This is a genomic window from Flavobacterium sp. KH_035 (genome assembly GCF_057839565.1).
The window spans coordinates 5,028,955-5,043,690 of the sequence record NZ_CM174492.1 but is presented as its reverse complement, the minus strand read 5'-3'; the positions used below and the strand labels follow the sequence as shown (position 1 = coordinate 5,043,690).

The following is a 14,736-nucleotide window of genomic DNA, read 5'->3' as shown; positions in this document are numbered from 1 at the left end:
CAGTTTTGATTTTCAGAATTGTAATTGAAATTGATTTTTGACATAGATATTAAAAATTATGAAACTAGACATATTAGCCTTCGGGGCACATCCGGATGATGTAGAATTGGGTTGTGCCGGGACAATTTTAAAAGAAATATCACTTGGTAAAAAAGTGGGTATTGTCGATTTAACACGTGGAGAATTAGGAACGCGTGGTACAGCTGAAACTAGAGATGCAGAGGCAAAAGAAGCCGCAAAAATATTAGGGGTTCTGGTTCGTGAAAACTTAGGTATGCGTGATGGTTTTTTTACGAATGATGAAAAACATCAGCTGGAGGTAATCAAAATGATTCGAAAGTACAAGCCGGAGATTGTATTGTGTAATGCAATTGACGACCGTCATATTGATCATGGCAAAGGCAGTAAATTAGTGTCAGATGCCTGCTTCTTGTCTGGATTGGCAAAAATCGAAACCTCGGTAGATGGAGAAGGGCAGGAAGCCTGGAGACCAAAGGTGGTGTACCATTATATACAGTGGAAAAACATCGTGCCAGACTTTGTAGTGGATATTACAGGTTTTGAAAAGAAAAAGGTAGAGGCTGTTTCGGCATACAAAACGCAGTTTTATGATCCGAATTCGAAAGAACCTGCAACGCCAATTACGAGTAAAAACTTTTTTGAAAGTTTAGATTATCGTGCGAAGGATTTAGGAAGGCTTGTTGGTAAAGATTTTGCTGAAGGTTTTACTGTTGAAAGGTGTTTGGCTGTCAATAGTTTAGAAAATTTACTATAAATTTTTCATTTTTTTCTTTGTAGAACTCAACATTAGTTATATATTTGCACTCGCTAAGCAGAAATGCACAAGCAGAAAAATGGTGGTTGTAGCTCAGTTGGTTAGAGTAGCGGTTTGTGGTGCCGCGGGTCGCCGGTTCGAACCCGGTCAGCCACCCAGAAATTTAAAGCCTTGAAGTAATTCAAGGCTTTTTTTGTGCGTTTAACTGAAAACGTCAATTTTTATAAATTCCACTTTATTCAATTGTGGAAATCCTGGAGATTTTATTGTTTGTATATCGTAGCCCGCAGTTTCAACTGTGGGGTAGTGGTGTTATTGCGCATTGTGATTCTGTATCGTGTTCTATTATTGTGTCCTTGTGGTTGAAACCACAAGCAATGTTTTTATTGGGACTTTTCTTGTCTTTATGAAGGAGAAAAGATCAAGCTCAGATACTGTTGAGTTTGGCATGAAGGCCTTCAGTGTTTATCAAATCGCTGAGATTTTATTGTTTTATATCATAGTTTACAGTTTCAACTGTGGGGTAATTGTAATTCTGAATCTCCTGTGACGTAATTAATTAGCGTAGTGTTAAACTAAAAAGAGATAACGTTCTATGATTTTAATCATGAAATAACAGGAAGTCCAATAATATCTTTACAACTCAAAATTGATGTTTAGTTTAGAAAAAACAGGATTTAATAAATTATAAAATAGCTGTACTGCAGAGTAGAGCACGGATTTCTCCTAGGTCGAATACAAAATTTAGAGTTTGAATAATTTGTAATGAACCCCAATAAAAAGCAAAGAAAATTGTAGAGAATAGTTTCGATTTAGGAGTTTTTAATTTAAAGATCAGTTTTGTTAAATGCAAAAGAATATAATCAGGGTGTTCTAAATGCAAAATTTAAGAATATCGATAAAAAGTAACTCTATGGATAAGTTATTCTTAATTTCTGAAATAAATCGTCTAAGGCAGGAAAAAAATGCGATTATCCTCGCTCATTATTATCAGGAAAAAGAAATACAGGATATTGCCGATTTTGTAGGTGATAGTCTTGAATTATCTAAAAAAGCCGCTACTGCTGATGCTGCTATTATTGTTTTTGCAGGAGTGTATTTTATGGCAGAAACAGCAAAAATTATAAATCCGGATAAAAAAGTGCTTTTGCCTGATATCAATGCAGGCTGTTCTCTTGCTGATGGGTGTGATCCCCGTCGTTTTAAGGCGTTAAAAGAATTTTATCCCGATCATGTTGTGGTGACCTACATTAATTCTTCAGCAGAGATAAAAGCACTGAGTGATTGGGTGTGTACTTCGTCTAATGCAAAAAAAATTATAGAAGCAATTCCGGAAGGGAAGGAGATAATTTTTGCTCCTGATAAAAATTTAGGAATGTATCTTAAAAAAGAAACAAACCGCGATTTGCTGCTTTGGGAAGGCTCGTGCGTTGTTCATGAAGCTTTTTCACTTGATAAGCTTATCGAGATTTACAATGCAAATCCGACTGCCAAAATTGTCGCCCATCCTGAGTCAGAAAGACATATTCTCGAGACTGCACACTATATTGGATCGACATCCGGAATGCTCAATTTTATCAAGAATGATTCGGCGACCATTTTTATCGTTGCGACTGAAGCAGGAATTTTGCATCAGCTCGCAAAAGAAACACTGGAAAAAACAATTATTCCAGCGCCTTCCTATGTGGATAATACCTGTGCTTGCAGCGAATGTGCTTTTATGAAAATAAATACCTTAGAAAAGCTTTATTTATGCCTGAAAAACGAAAGTCCGGAAATTACTATTGAGGAAGAGCTGAGATTGCAGGCCATAAAACCTATAAACAGAATGCTCAATTTATCGTAAACATCTAAGTCAGTCAAAATGAAAAAAATAGATATACTTATAATTGGTTCCGGAATAGCAGGTTTGTTTTTTGCTATAAAAATTGGAAAAAAACGACCGGATTTATCTATTGCAGTTATGACTAAGGATAAAGTTCAAAGCTCTAATACGCAATTGGCCCAAGGAGGTATCGCTGTGGTTACAGATTGTATAAAGGACAGTTTTGAACAACATATTCAAGATACAATACAAGCAGGTGGAGGACTGTGTGATGAAGAAATTGTAAAAATGGTTGTACATCAGGCTCCTGACCGATTAGAGGAACTTATTTCTATTGGTGTTTCTTTTGATAAAAATAAATCCGGAATATGGGATTTGGGTCTAGAAGGCGGGCATTCGCAACATCGCATTTTGCACCATAGAGATCTATCCGGGGCAGAAATAGAAAAGAAACTGATTGACACAATAAAACAATTGTCCAACATTACACTTTTGGAAGATCATTTGGTTATTGATGTAAATACAAAAATAAAAAAGGGACAGACGAGATGTACAGGTGCTTTTTATTGTGATAAAATCAATAATAAGGTAAAATACATAGGTGCAAAAATCATTGTTTTAAGTACGGGAGGATGTGGTCAGGTTTTTAAGAATACTACAAATCCCGAAATCGCAACTGGTGACGGAATTGCAATAGCATCAAGGGCCGGAGCCTTAATAAAGGATATGGAATACATACAGTTTCATCCAACGGCTTTATATGAAGAAAATAAAAATCCATTCTTTTTAATCTCAGAAGCCGTTAGAGGTTTTGGCGCGTATATTATTAATGAAAATCAAAAACGCTTTATATTCAAAGATGATATCAGAGGGGAATTAGCTACAAGAGATATTGTATCACAATCGATTAGTAAAGAGTTGGAGATCTCTGGAAAAGACTGCGTTTATTTAGATTGCAGACATTTGGACTTTGACGAATTCTACAGCCATTTTCCTTCTATCGCAGAATATTGTAAAATAATGGGATTACATCCTAAAACAGATTTAATTCCTATTGTTCCTGTTGCTCATTACCAATGCGGGGGTATTGATGTGAATAAAAATTCACAGACAAACATAAAGAATCTCTACGCGATAGGGGAATGCTCGAGAACGGGTTTGCACGGAAAAAACCGACTGGCATCAAACTCCTTGTTGGAAGCTTTGGTTTTCGCTCATCAGGCCTCAGATCATATTAACAGTAACATTGATGAGGTAGCTTTCTCTTCTAAAAAGTTTATGTTAAAATTCAATGACTCTCTGATGAGTGTGGATCCCGATTGTTTTTTGGAATTAAAAAAGGAGCTTCAAACAATGATGACTTTTTTTTATGTCGGCAGAGGTTTTGATTTTGAGGAAATAGTAGCTAAAATAGAATCGATGAAAATGTTAGCTGTAGCATTACTGTTCAAAAAGCAAAAAATAACAACACAGCTTGTCGAGTTTGTTAATATGCTTACAGTTGCTAGAATCATCATTGAACAGAATAAAAAAGGCTTTTTAAGAGCCTCTAAAAATTTTTAAAATCAATTAGTTGTAGTTGATTTGTTTAAATGTTTAGAAAAGGAAACAAAAAAGCATGACAATTAAGTCATGCTAACTTGGTTATTAATAGGTTGGTTTATGAATATTATATTTCATTAAAAGTATTTCCTTGTTTGATATCTCCCGAAGTAAAACCTTTTTTGAACCAATACATTCTTTGTTCAGAGGTACCGTGGGTAAAGGAATCCGGGACAACCTGTCCTTGCATTTTACTTTGAATGGCATCGTCTCCAACAGCATTGGCGGCACTTAAAGCCTCTTCAATATCTCCGGCTTCTATATATTGCTGGTTATCATGGGCCCATAGTCCGGCATAAAAATCAGCTTGTAATTCCAGGGCTACCGAAAGTTTATTGGCTTCGGCCTGGCTTTTTCCTTCCTGAGCCTGATGCATTTTTGCTGAGGTTCCGAGTAAGGTTTGGACGTGATGTCCAATTTCATGTGCAATAACGTACGCAATGGCAAAATCACCTCCTTCTGCACCAAATTTGTTTTTTAGCTCTTCGAAGAAACCTAAATCCATATATACTTTTTGGTCACCCGGACAATAAAAGGGTCCCGATGCTGACGATGCGCCTCCACATGCTGTATTTACAGCTCCTTTGAAAAGCACTAATTTTGGTTTTTTATAGGTAAGTCCCTCTGCTGCGAAAATTTTCTCCCAAGTGTCTTCTGTTTTTGCTAGAACAGATTTAACAAAATGTCCCATCTCTTCGTCTTCTTTGCTTAATGGAGCAGCAGCTTCGGTTTGTTGCTGTCCTCCTTGCATTTGTTCCAGTATTGGGGTGATCATTTGGGCATTTTCGCCACCAAAAACATTTAGTAATAAGATAATAATACCAATAATTCCACCACCAACGGCAACTTTTCCGCCAGAAATTGATCTTCTGTCTTCAACATTATCGCTTTCTCGTGTTCCTTTCCATTTCATAGTAAATTGTTTTTTAGTTGATTAGGATTTGTGTTGTACGAATTTATATTTTTTTTAGGAATAACGCAGTAATCACTTGATTTAGTTTTAAACTATTTTAGCCATTTTACTAAAGCTTCCTCGACACTGCCTTTCATTATTGGCTTAGAAATATAATCATCCATCCCTGCTGACAGACATTTATTACGTTCGTCTTTTTCAGCGCCAGCGGTTACTGCAATGATCGGAATATCTTTTCCGATAATGGTATTTCTGATGGCTCTTGTGGTTTCATAGCCATTCATTATTGGCATTTGGATGTCCATAAAAACCAGGTCAGGATTGATACTTTCAAACTGACTCACCGCTTCATAACCATTTTCGCATTCGTGTATGTATGCGCCGCTATACAAATTTTTGATAATTGTTTTTAAAAGCAACATATTGACCTTATTGTCTTCTACGATCAAAAAGGTAATATTTTTATGATTAGAAGCTAGATTTTCTGAACTTAGTTCAAGGTTGATACTTTGAAGTTCGGCCTTATATTTGTCGTTAATGCTCTGATTACTGGTTTTTAAATTTAGATCAAAATAAAAATTACTTCCTTCATCGATTTTACTTTCCAGCTGTAAACGGCTTTCCATCAAAGCAAGCAATTGATTTGAAATGGTCAGTCCTAAACCTGTACCGCCAAATTTTCGCGTTGTAGAGCTATCTTCCTGTGAAAAAGCTTTGAAAATTTTCTTCTGGTTTTTTTCGAGAATTCCAATTCCCGTATCGACCACCGAAAACCGGATGGTGCAATTGTTGTTTTTGTTTTTCTCTAAAACAGAAACATTCAATTTGATTGAACCTTCATTGGTGAATTTAACGGCGTTTGAAAGTAAATTGATTAAAATTTGTTTGATTCTCACAATATCGGTCCAGATGTATTTCGGAACATCGGGTGCAACATTTAGTTCTAAGCGAAGACTTTTTTGATTGGATTCGTATACGATTAAATCAAAAACCTGCCCGAGTACTTTTTTAATGTCGTATAAGTCGATAAAAAGTTCGAGTTTACCCGCTTCGATTTTAGAAAAATCCAGAATGTCATTTATAATATCTAACAACGAATGTGCTGATTGATTGATCGTGGTCATGTATTTTTCCTGAATTTCTTCCAGACCCGTATTCATCAGTAAATGTGTAAAACCAATAATTCCGTTTAAAGGGGTTCTGATTTCATGGGACATATTAGCCAGAAAATCTGACTTGGATTTATTGGCGGCTTCCGCCAGTTGCTTGGCTTTTATGGCATCTTCGGTTTCTTTTTTGTTGGTAATGTCAAAATAGATACCACCAACAAATTCAATTTCATCGCCTTTTTTAATAACGTCTCCAAATTCTTCTACCCAAATATATTCGCCGGTTTTCCTTCTGATGCGATACACGTTGTGCAGTGGCATTCCGTTTTGTAGATTATCGATTTGATTGTTGATAACCTCGTCTTTGTCATCAGGGTGAATAAGAGATAAAAAAGATAAGTTATTCTCTATAAATTCAGATTTGGAGTAGCCGGTAAGGTTTAAGATCTCATCATTCAGGAATATTTTGGTAGAGAACGCATCAAATTTTGACAAGTAAACGGTGCCTGGGATGTTGTTGGCGATTAACTTGAACTTTTCTTCACTTTCAAGAATTCTGGTTTCGTTTCGGTTTCTTTCCAGTGCCGATGAGATGTTATTTGCCAGAACCTGAAAGATATAGATTTCTTCTTCAGACCATTTTCTTTCTTTGGTGCAATCGTCGAAACCTATAAAACCTGTAAAAATATCGTTGATGTACAAAGGTAAAATCAGGATCGATTTGATTTCGTTTGCCATCAGTAATTGTCTGAAAAAGGTGTCGTCGAGTTTCCGGGTAAGTGTGTTGACTATTTTTTTATTTTGTGCAGCATCATAAATTTCACGTAAGTGATCTTTTGTAAGTCGCTGTAACTTTGTAATCTGATGCTCGATACCTTGTCTGGACCATTTGTATTTCTGACTTACGGTATTGGTTGTGAAATCTTTTTCATAGTAGTACATATGATCTACTTTGGCAGCTTTACCAATTAAATTATAGGTCTCCTGAAACATTTCCTGAGTCGATTTACTCATCAAAAATTTCTCGGTACATAGCGAAAGTGCAGACAATAGCTGACTCTTAAATTCTAATTTTCTTTCGGCCTCTAAACGCATTTGTGAGGAGATGGCCAAGGAGATAACATCCGAAATGGTGCGGGCATAATTGATGTCTTCATTATCCCAGTCTCTTTTTTCTTCTGTGCTTTCAAAACAAATTACACCTGCTAGTTGTCCGTTTAGAAAAATGGGAACATCCAGCATCGATTTGATCTGGTTTTTCGTAAAGTAAAGTTTTTGAAACTCAGATGTTTCGAACTTATCAAAGACGTCAGGCGCATTTATGATGGTCTTGTTTTTAAGTGTCTCAAAATAAATGGGATAGGATCCTTTGTCCAGAATATTTTTGTCATTACAATGCTGATTGTCGATGCTGAAAAGATTCTTGCAGGTAATTAAATCTTTATGGTACTTCCAGAAACTTACTCTGTTAGTTTTGGTAACGGTGGCGGCTTCTTTTATGATATAATCTATAACCGTGTTTAAATTATTGTATTTACTAAAGTCAGTAGTTGATAATTTGTTAGTAGAATTGTTGTAGGACTCAATTTTCTTGAGACGTTTCTTTTTCTCGTTTTCGATATTTCGGATATCAGTAATATCACGAGCTATTCCGGCAAAACCAATTGTTTGTCCAAGATCATTTTTTCGAACAATGATTTTTTGTGAAATCCATAATTTTCTTCCGTTTTTCTTTAAAATTGGAATTTCAATGGTGGGAAAATTATTTTCATTCAGTTCCAGATTCTCATAAAAATCTACGGCATTTCGCTGGTAATTTTCATGAATGAAATTAGAATAATGCTGTGAAATAATTTCATTTTCAGAATAGCCTAATATCGAAAAACCAAAGTCATTCATAAAGGTAAAGTAACCATCAGAATCAATTTCAAAAATAATATCTGTGGCAGTTTGAATAAGGTTTTTGTATTGGTCCCGAACGACAATTTGCTCTGTAACATCCTGACCAATACTAATGATTAAGCCCTGAGAAAATTTTTTATCTTTCCACTGAATGTATTTGTATTCGCCGTTTTTGCTTTTTAATTTGCGGATGTAGAGTTTATCTTCTTCGTGAGTTATGTTGCTAAGGTTATCGGGATAGTCGGTTTCGTTAGTTAATTCCCAAAATTTAGAACCCATAACTTCGTCTGGAAGATATCCTAGTATAGAAGTGATAGTTTCACTGCAAAACAAAACTTCATTTTTATCGTTTGTGGCAATTGTCAGTGAATTCCCTTTGTGTACAATTTCATTGGTGAATCTGAAATTATCACTGTTATTCAGTAAAACAGCATATTTGACCTGATTAAGAATGAAAATCAGGATGCAGTAATTGATTAACAAAATGGAGGATTTTATTGGAACCAATTGATAAATAATAGTAGCAATAAGAAATGTAAAAACTAACGCAATATAAAGCCAGTATAATTTTATGGGTTTTAAGATGCTGTAAGAGAAGTAAAAGGAAATTAGAAAAACAATTAGAGGAATAATATCATCTTCGTGGTAAATGATATTGTGCCCAAGATAAAAAACGTAAATAAAGAAAAAAGAAATGAATATGGATTGAACCCGCTCCCGTAAAAACTGAATTTTGTCGATTATAACGTAAACTAGAAGCACGGAGAAACCAATACATAGATTTACGACGAGTAAGCTTTTGGGTCTTATTTTAAAAATTTCATTGATAATTTCGATTACAATTACCGCAATACCAAAGAACAATATGTAGAGTTGATACTCTTTGTTTAGGGTTTCTGTTTCTGGTTTTTTTTCGATGAAGTAACCAATTCTGGCTTTGATCCGAAAAAATTGATACACAAGAAGTGCCAGGAAAGCAAATAGAGATAATCCTAACATGATGAGCTTAGGATTGTTGTAAAATATAATATCGGAATTAAGTACATACCACTTCGTAATAATTGATTTCAGGGCACTACCAAGTATGGCAAGTCCTGAGATCAACGAATTGAAGAGACTATAGTTTGCTACCATAGAATTCGGGGGTATGTTTGGTTTAGTAAATAGCTTTTGAAAATTTCATCAGAGTAGGTTAGGCTCTTTTTTGAAGGAATTTTCTATTTTTTTAAAAATCAGACTGACCGATAGAGTCAATAGGATCTTGTTTATCAATATTAAAAATGGAACAATATATTGCATAAGTCATGGAATAACTAAACGGAATGGTAAAAAGTACTCCAATACAAAATGCACAGAAACCAACCAGTATGGCTCCAAGAATAGTGATTATCAGCCCTATTAATACCAGAGGTTGTTTCGTTATTATGATGAAACTGGATTTGATGGCTTCAATCGCTTTTAAATTTCCAAATACGATAAGCGGAATGGTTAAAAACGTGAAAAAGGAAAGGAGCAGTGAAAAGACAAAGCCTACTGCATTTAATTTTAAAATTTCCAGCAAGGTTGTGATGATAACACTAAACAATGAAATTAGAAAGGTGGCCAGAAAAATTTGTGAAAAATGACTGGTTTTGTAATAGGAGAAGATGGTTGAGACATTGAACTCCTCATCTCTTTCTGCACAATCGGCCATTTTTAAAAATCCGGCTGTAAAAGGACTTATTATTGCCGATGTAAATGCCGTTCCAACAATATAAAGGAGCAATTGAATTTGCGATAGATTTTGGGGCTGAATGTTAAGGAAATTTGCATTCGTTAATTTGTCGATACCAAAAGCTGTAGCGAGTACTAAATAAACAATAGCTCCAAAAAATACTGAAAAAACCAGTAGCATTAATCCGGCGTAAACAGCTATTTTTTTATAATTTTCAAATGCATGATTGAAAACAGTTGAAAAATCTAAGGTATAACCATGATTTTTAATGTCTTTGATCTGATCGGATGTAGATTTCATTTTAACTGGGTAGAATTATTTTATATCGCCGAAATTTTAGATGATTATTTGAGGCGTAAATATAATATTTTAAATCAATTCCTTATAAAAATCTGCAAAACATTACGAAATTGTTTTTAATCATCACAACCAGTTTAGTAACCGTTTCAATGATATTAGTTTGTCTTTGTAAGGAGCATAGCGCATAGGTAAATCAAGCCAGTTTGCTTTTTTTACGACAGCTTTGTGATGCGAAAAAACATCAAAGCTAAGCTGACCGTGATAAGCGCCAATACCACTGTGACCAACTCCTCCAAACGGTAGCCTTTTATTTGAGAAATGAACCACTGTGTCGTTGATACAACCTCCTCCGAAAGAATGGGAGGTAATTAGTTTTTTTGCAAAATATTTATTCTCACTGAAAACATAAAACGCAAGAGGTTTTTCGTAACGACTGACTACATTATGAATATCGGCCTCTGTTTCGTAAGTTAAGATGGGTAGTAGCGGACCAAATATTTCTTCTTTCATGATTGGACTGTCCAAGGCAGGTTCTTCTATTAGGGTGGGAGAGATGTAGTTGTTTTCCGCATCCGTTTCTCCTCCAAAAATAACTTTTTCACGTTCGATCATGCTGTCCAGACGCACCCAGTTTTTGGTATTGATGATTCGGGCAAAATCGGGAGATTTCTCTATTTTTTTACCGTAGGCCTTTAGAATTTCTTCTATTAAAAAAGAAATAAAATTGACTTTCATGTTTTTTTGAATCAAAATGTAGTCCGGAGCAATGCAGGTCTGACCGGCATTAATGAATTTTCCCCAGACGATTCTTTTTGCAGCCAGTTTTAAATTGGCCGTTTCATCTATAATGCAAGGATTTTTCCCTCCTAATTCTAAAGTTATGGGAGTTAAATTTTCGGCAGCGGCTTTGGCGACAATTTTACCAACAGCAACACTTCCTGTAAAGAAAATATAATCCCAGCGTTGTGCGAGTAATTTGTTGGAAACTTCTACACCGCCTTCAAAAACTTCAACGTGACTCACGTGAAATGTTTTTTCAATAATTTTAGCAATTACGGCTGAAGTATGGGGAGTAAGTTCTGAAGGTTTTAAAACAACCCTGTTTCCGGCTGCTACGGCCGAAATTAAAGGGCATAAAGCCAGTTGAAATGGATAATTCCAGGGAGCAATCACTAGAACGTTTCCGTAAGGTTCTTTAAAAATATAATCGGTAGAAGGGAAATTAAGAAGGGAAGGTAAAACGCGTTTTCGTCCAGCCCATTTATGGATGTTTCTGATTGTATCTTTCAGATCTGAAATCACATAATTGGTCTCGGTTAAAACAGCTTCAAATTCGGGCTTTTTAAAATCATCGTACAAAGCTTTTACAATTAGATCCTCGCTTTTTTGAATGTTGTACAATAATTTTTTTAACGTTTCTTTCCTGTATGCGATGTCGTTTTTATAGTCCATAATTTATAATCCGATTGATTTTTTGCCAATGCAAGTTAATCGATAAAACTTAGAATTTTAACAATTAAATCATAAAATCATAAGGCATTCCAAATTGTCTCGTCGGGAGTAGGGGCGATGATCGTGATATTTTCTTTAGAAACCGGATGCACAAAAACTAATTTTCGGGCATGAAGATGAATTCCGCCGTCGGGATTACTTCGGTCAAAACCATACTTTAAATCCCCCTTTATAGGAGAACCAATCGCAGCTAACTGAGCACGAATCTGATGATGACGACCAGTATGCAAATTGATTTCGAGCGCCACATAATTCTGGAGTTCTTTAAAAACAGTATAATCTAAACTAGCTAACTTACTGTCCGGAACTTCTTTTAAATGAGCTTTAGAAGTATTGTTTTTTTCGTTTCTTTTCAGATAGTGAACTAATTTGGCTTTTGTTTCCTGAGGTTTATTTTTAACAACTGCCCAATACGTTTTTTGAGTCTCACGGTTGCTAAACATTTCGTTCATACGCGACAATGCCTTACTGGTTCGGGCAAAAACCACAATTCCTGTTGTAGGCCTGTCCAAACGGTGAATTACCCCCAGAAAAACATCTCCGGGTTTATTGTATTTGTCTTTTATATATTCTTTTACAATATCTGATAAAGGTTTATCGCCCGTTTTGTCGCCTTGTACAATATCACCCACACGCTTGTTGATGACAATGATATGGTTGTCTTCGTGCAGGATTTGGAGGTTGTTTTTATTGGAAAGAATTTTCATTTTTAGACTGTGGGTAATTTTTGATTTTAGATTCAAACCTGTAGCATTTAAATCTTTCCCAAAGACGCAGAGTCACAAAGTTTAAATTTGATTCTTCGTGACTTTGCGTCTTTGTAAGAAATAATTATAATAGCTTATTTAGTGGAACTAAGAAACCTTTGAACCTTTGCCGCTTTGCATCTTTGAGCCTTTTAAAGAAAAATCTTAGAACCTTAGCAACTCAGAGCCTTAGCACCTTTTAAAAAAAATTAATATTGTTCTCTCTCGTTAGGAAAATCCGCAGATTTTACATCGGCAGCATATTGACCGATTGCTTTAGTCATTTCTTCGTATAAATTTAAGTAACGACGTAAGAAACGAGGGCTGAATTCATTGTTCATTCCCAGCATGTCGTGAATTACCAGAACTTGTCCGTCTACTCCGCCTCCGGCTCCAATTCCAATTACCGGAATGGAGATGCTTTTGGCAACCTGCTCCGCTAAATGTGCGGGAATTTTTTCTAAAACAATACCAAAACAACCAATTTTCTCCAATAATTTGGCATCTTCGATTAGTTTTTCGGCTTCCTGATCTTCTTTTGCACGAACGCTGTAAGTTCCGAATTTATAGATCGATTGTGGTGTTAAACCCAAATGTCCCATTACTGGAATTCCTGCGTTTAATATTTTTTTGATAGATTCTTTAATTTCTTTTCCTCCTTCTAGTTTAACAGCATGTCCACCACTTTCTTTCATGATTCTGATAGCTGAACGCAAAGCTTCTTTTGGATCCGACTGGTAACTTCCAAAAGGTAAATCTACTACTACTAAGGCCCTGTCTACAGCACGAACTACAGAGGAGGCGTGATAAATCATTTGATCTAAAGTAATAGGCAATGTCGTTTCGTGACCCGCCATAACGTTTGATGCTGAATCGCCAACCAGAATTACATCAATTCCTGCGGTGTCAACAATTTTAGCCATTGTGTAATCGTAAGCCGTAAGCATTGAGATTTTTTCTCCGTTGCTTTTCATTTCGATTAATGACTTTGTTGTGATTCTTTTATAATCTTTTTTTGCTACTGACATTTTTGAGTTTTTTTGAATGTGTAAAAGTATTGAATAATTATAGATTGAAATCAGCAATAGATGATTATTTCAATGGTAAATAACTTTCCATCTTTGAATTCAATTCTAAATTCGCTGTCTTCCACCTGGATAGAATACAAATGCGGACTTTTTATGGAAGCTCCGATATAAGTTCCATATTTTTCGATAAATGCTTTTTCGGATAAGGTGTGGTCTAAAGAGGCCGTTGGGCTAAAAACAAGTTTGTTGTTTGCATTGATAAAAACCTTGGTGATTTCGGCCTTATTTTGTTTTTCGTCTACAGAAGCTTCAAAATCTGGATAATAATAAAAAAGCTCACTCAGGTAAATGCCACATTCATCGCTTACCGTTCCTTTTTTGGGCGGTTTTCCAAATGCTTTTACTAAATCTTTTTGCGAGAAGTAGAGTGATTTTGTTTTTATTCCGTTCAAAACAAATTCGGCTTTTTTGCTGAAAGCTGTAATTTCTTCCGGTGTCTTGTGTTTGGCAAGTCCTTTGGTAATCGCGATATTCAGTTCGGTATCAGCAAGAAGTTTAGGGTCGTTGAGTTGTTTTACAACTTCATAATATCTTTGATAAGCAAGAGCCAGTGTAGTATTGTCACTGTTCCAAGCTAATTCTATAATTCTTTCACCAATCGTTTTTCGCTCTGTAATTGCATTGACATTCAGTTTGTCAAATTCTTTTAGTAAAGAATTAAAATCAGGTCTTTTTCCTAGGAACTTTCTAAGTGTATATTTTGCATACTTATTGTCGATTTGGCCTTGTATGTTCACCCATTCGTCTTGGTTTTTAGGAAGATAATTAACCGCTACAGGATCTCCGGTGAATAAGACTTCTCTGATTTTTGAATTTTTGTCAGGAAGAGCTCTTGCTTTTAAACCGGCTACTAAAACAAAAAGATGATTGCTGCCATAGTAATTGTCGTTGCCTTCAATAATTGGGTTTTCAGGGTCTTTTATTTTGACATCTTTTGCGTTTAATCTGGTCGCAATAAATTTTTCAGGAACATAACCTTCGGAGAAATTATCGGATCTTACTTTGTACCATCCATTTTTATTTTCCGAAAGTAACTGAATCTCTGCTCCATATTTAAAATAACCTAGAAAATCACCAGTTTCATTGGTTGTAGTATACAAACGTGTATCTGAATTAAGGAAATAACGTTCCTGTGAATGAATGAAAACAGAGCAAAATAGTATTGCTATAAGTAAGAAGTGCTTTTTCATGAAGTTCACTTTAGATTTTTGCCACGAATTCCACAAATTTCCCGGATTCGCATTAATTAG

At 35.4% G+C, this 14,736-nt stretch carries 10 protein-coding genes and 1 tRNA gene; 4 read left to right on the top strand and 7 right to left on the bottom strand.

What is annotated here, in order from left to right:
* Nucleotides 1-58 precede the first annotated feature (58 nt).
* The 4 genes from bshB1 to nadB all read left to right on the top strand — a co-directional run bounded on the left by bshB1 (nucleotide 59) and on the right by nadB (nucleotide 4,163).
* Nucleotides 59-775, top strand: coding sequence for a bacillithiol biosynthesis deacetylase BshB1 (gene bshB1, locus AC3IS6_RS20405; protein ID WP_489162064.1), 717 nt, complete (start codon nucleotides 59-61; stop codon nucleotides 773-775).
* A gap of 82 nt (nucleotides 776-857) precedes the next feature.
* Nucleotides 858-931 (top strand) — tRNA-His (locus tag AC3IS6_RS20400).
* Between the two features lie 757 nt (nucleotides 932-1,688).
* Nucleotides 1,689-2,621, top strand: coding sequence for a quinolinate synthase NadA (nadA, locus tag AC3IS6_RS20395; RefSeq protein ID WP_489162062.1), 933 nt, complete (start codon nucleotides 1,689-1,691; stop codon nucleotides 2,619-2,621).
* Nucleotides 2,622-2,639: 18 nt separating this feature from the next.
* The gene (gene nadB / locus AC3IS6_RS20390; protein ID WP_489162061.1) at nucleotides 2,640-4,163 is read left to right on the top strand and encodes an L-aspartate oxidase; all 1,524 of its coding nucleotides are present in this window, start codon (nucleotides 2,640-2,642) and stop codon (nucleotides 4,161-4,163) included.
* Between the two features lie 106 nt (nucleotides 4,164-4,269).
* On the opposite strand, the gene ypfJ is transcribed toward nadB, so the two are convergent.
* From ypfJ to AC3IS6_RS20355, 7 genes are all read right to left on the bottom strand, one after another.
* Nucleotides 4,270-5,115 carry a KPN_02809 family neutral zinc metallopeptidase gene (ypfJ, locus tag AC3IS6_RS20385; RefSeq protein WP_489162059.1) on the bottom strand — a complete coding sequence of 282 codons (846 nt, stop codon included), beginning with the start codon at nucleotides 5,113-5,115 and terminating at the stop codon, nucleotides 4,270-4,272.
* Nucleotides 5,116-5,207: 92 nt separating this feature from the next.
* Nucleotides 5,208-9,260, bottom strand: coding sequence for a PAS domain S-box protein (locus AC3IS6_RS20380; protein ID WP_489162057.1), 4,053 nt, complete (start codon nucleotides 9,258-9,260; stop codon nucleotides 5,208-5,210).
* 91 nt (nucleotides 9,261-9,351) lie between these two features.
* On the bottom strand, nucleotides 9,352-10,140 hold the full coding sequence (locus tag AC3IS6_RS20375) for a DUF2189 domain-containing protein (RefSeq protein WP_489162055.1): 789 nt from the start codon (nucleotides 10,138-10,140) through the stop codon (nucleotides 9,352-9,354).
* A 123-nt stretch (nucleotides 10,141-10,263) separates the two neighbouring features.
* Complete coding sequence (locus AC3IS6_RS20370) at nucleotides 10,264-11,592, bottom strand: aldehyde dehydrogenase (RefSeq protein WP_489162054.1); 1,329 nt, start codon at nucleotides 11,590-11,592, stop codon at nucleotides 10,264-10,266.
* A 77-nt stretch (nucleotides 11,593-11,669) separates the two neighbouring features.
* The gene (locus AC3IS6_RS20365) at nucleotides 11,670-12,359 is read right to left on the bottom strand and encodes an RluA family pseudouridine synthase (RefSeq protein WP_489162053.1); all 690 of its coding nucleotides are present in this window, start codon (nucleotides 12,357-12,359) and stop codon (nucleotides 11,670-11,672) included.
* A gap of 248 nt (nucleotides 12,360-12,607) precedes the next feature.
* Nucleotides 12,608-13,426 carry a 3-methyl-2-oxobutanoate hydroxymethyltransferase gene (gene panB / locus AC3IS6_RS20360; protein ID WP_173964950.1) on the bottom strand — a complete coding sequence of 273 codons (819 nt, stop codon included), beginning with the start codon at nucleotides 13,424-13,426 and terminating at the stop codon, nucleotides 12,608-12,610.
* Nucleotides 13,427-13,476: 50 nt separating this feature from the next.
* A complete protein-coding gene (locus AC3IS6_RS20355) occupies nucleotides 13,477-14,676 on the bottom strand; it encodes an SH3 domain-containing protein (RefSeq protein WP_489162052.1) in 1,200 nt (399 codons plus the stop codon).
* Between the last annotated feature and the right edge of the window lie 60 nt (nucleotides 14,677-14,736).

Bases quoted from the DNA above. Each gene is read 5' to 3' on its own strand.
- bshB1 (WP_489162064.1), top strand. From the start codon at position 59: ATGAAACTAGACATATTAGCCTTCGGGGCACATCCGGATGATGTAGAA.
- nadA (WP_489162062.1), top strand. From the start codon at position 1,689: ATGGATAAGTTATTCTTAATTTCTGAAATAAATCGTCTAAGGCAGGAA.
- nadB (WP_489162061.1), top strand. From the start codon at position 2,640: ATGAAAAAAATAGATATACTTATAATTGGTTCCGGAATAGCAGGTTTG.
- ypfJ (WP_489162059.1), bottom strand. From the start codon at position 5,115: ATGAAATGGAAAGGAACACGAGAAAGCGATAATGTTGAAGACAGAAGA.
- AC3IS6_RS20380 (WP_489162057.1), bottom strand. From the start codon at position 9,260: ATGGTAGCAAACTATAGTCTCTTCAATTCGTTGATCTCAGGACTTGCC.
- AC3IS6_RS20375 (WP_489162055.1), bottom strand. From the start codon at position 10,140: ATGAAATCTACATCCGATCAGATCAAAGACATTAAAAATCATGGTTAT.
- AC3IS6_RS20370 (WP_489162054.1), bottom strand. From the start codon at position 11,592: ATGGACTATAAAAACGACATCGCATACAGGAAAGAAACGTTAAAAAAA.
- AC3IS6_RS20365 (WP_489162053.1), bottom strand. From the start codon at position 12,359: ATGAAAATTCTTTCCAATAAAAACAACCTCCAAATCCTGCACGAAGAC.
- panB (WP_173964950.1), bottom strand. From the start codon at position 13,426: ATGTCAGTAGCAAAAAAAGATTATAAAAGAATCACAACAAAGTCATTA.
- AC3IS6_RS20355 (WP_489162052.1), bottom strand. From the start codon at position 14,676: ATGAAAAAGCACTTCTTACTTATAGCAATACTATTTTGCTCTGTTTTC.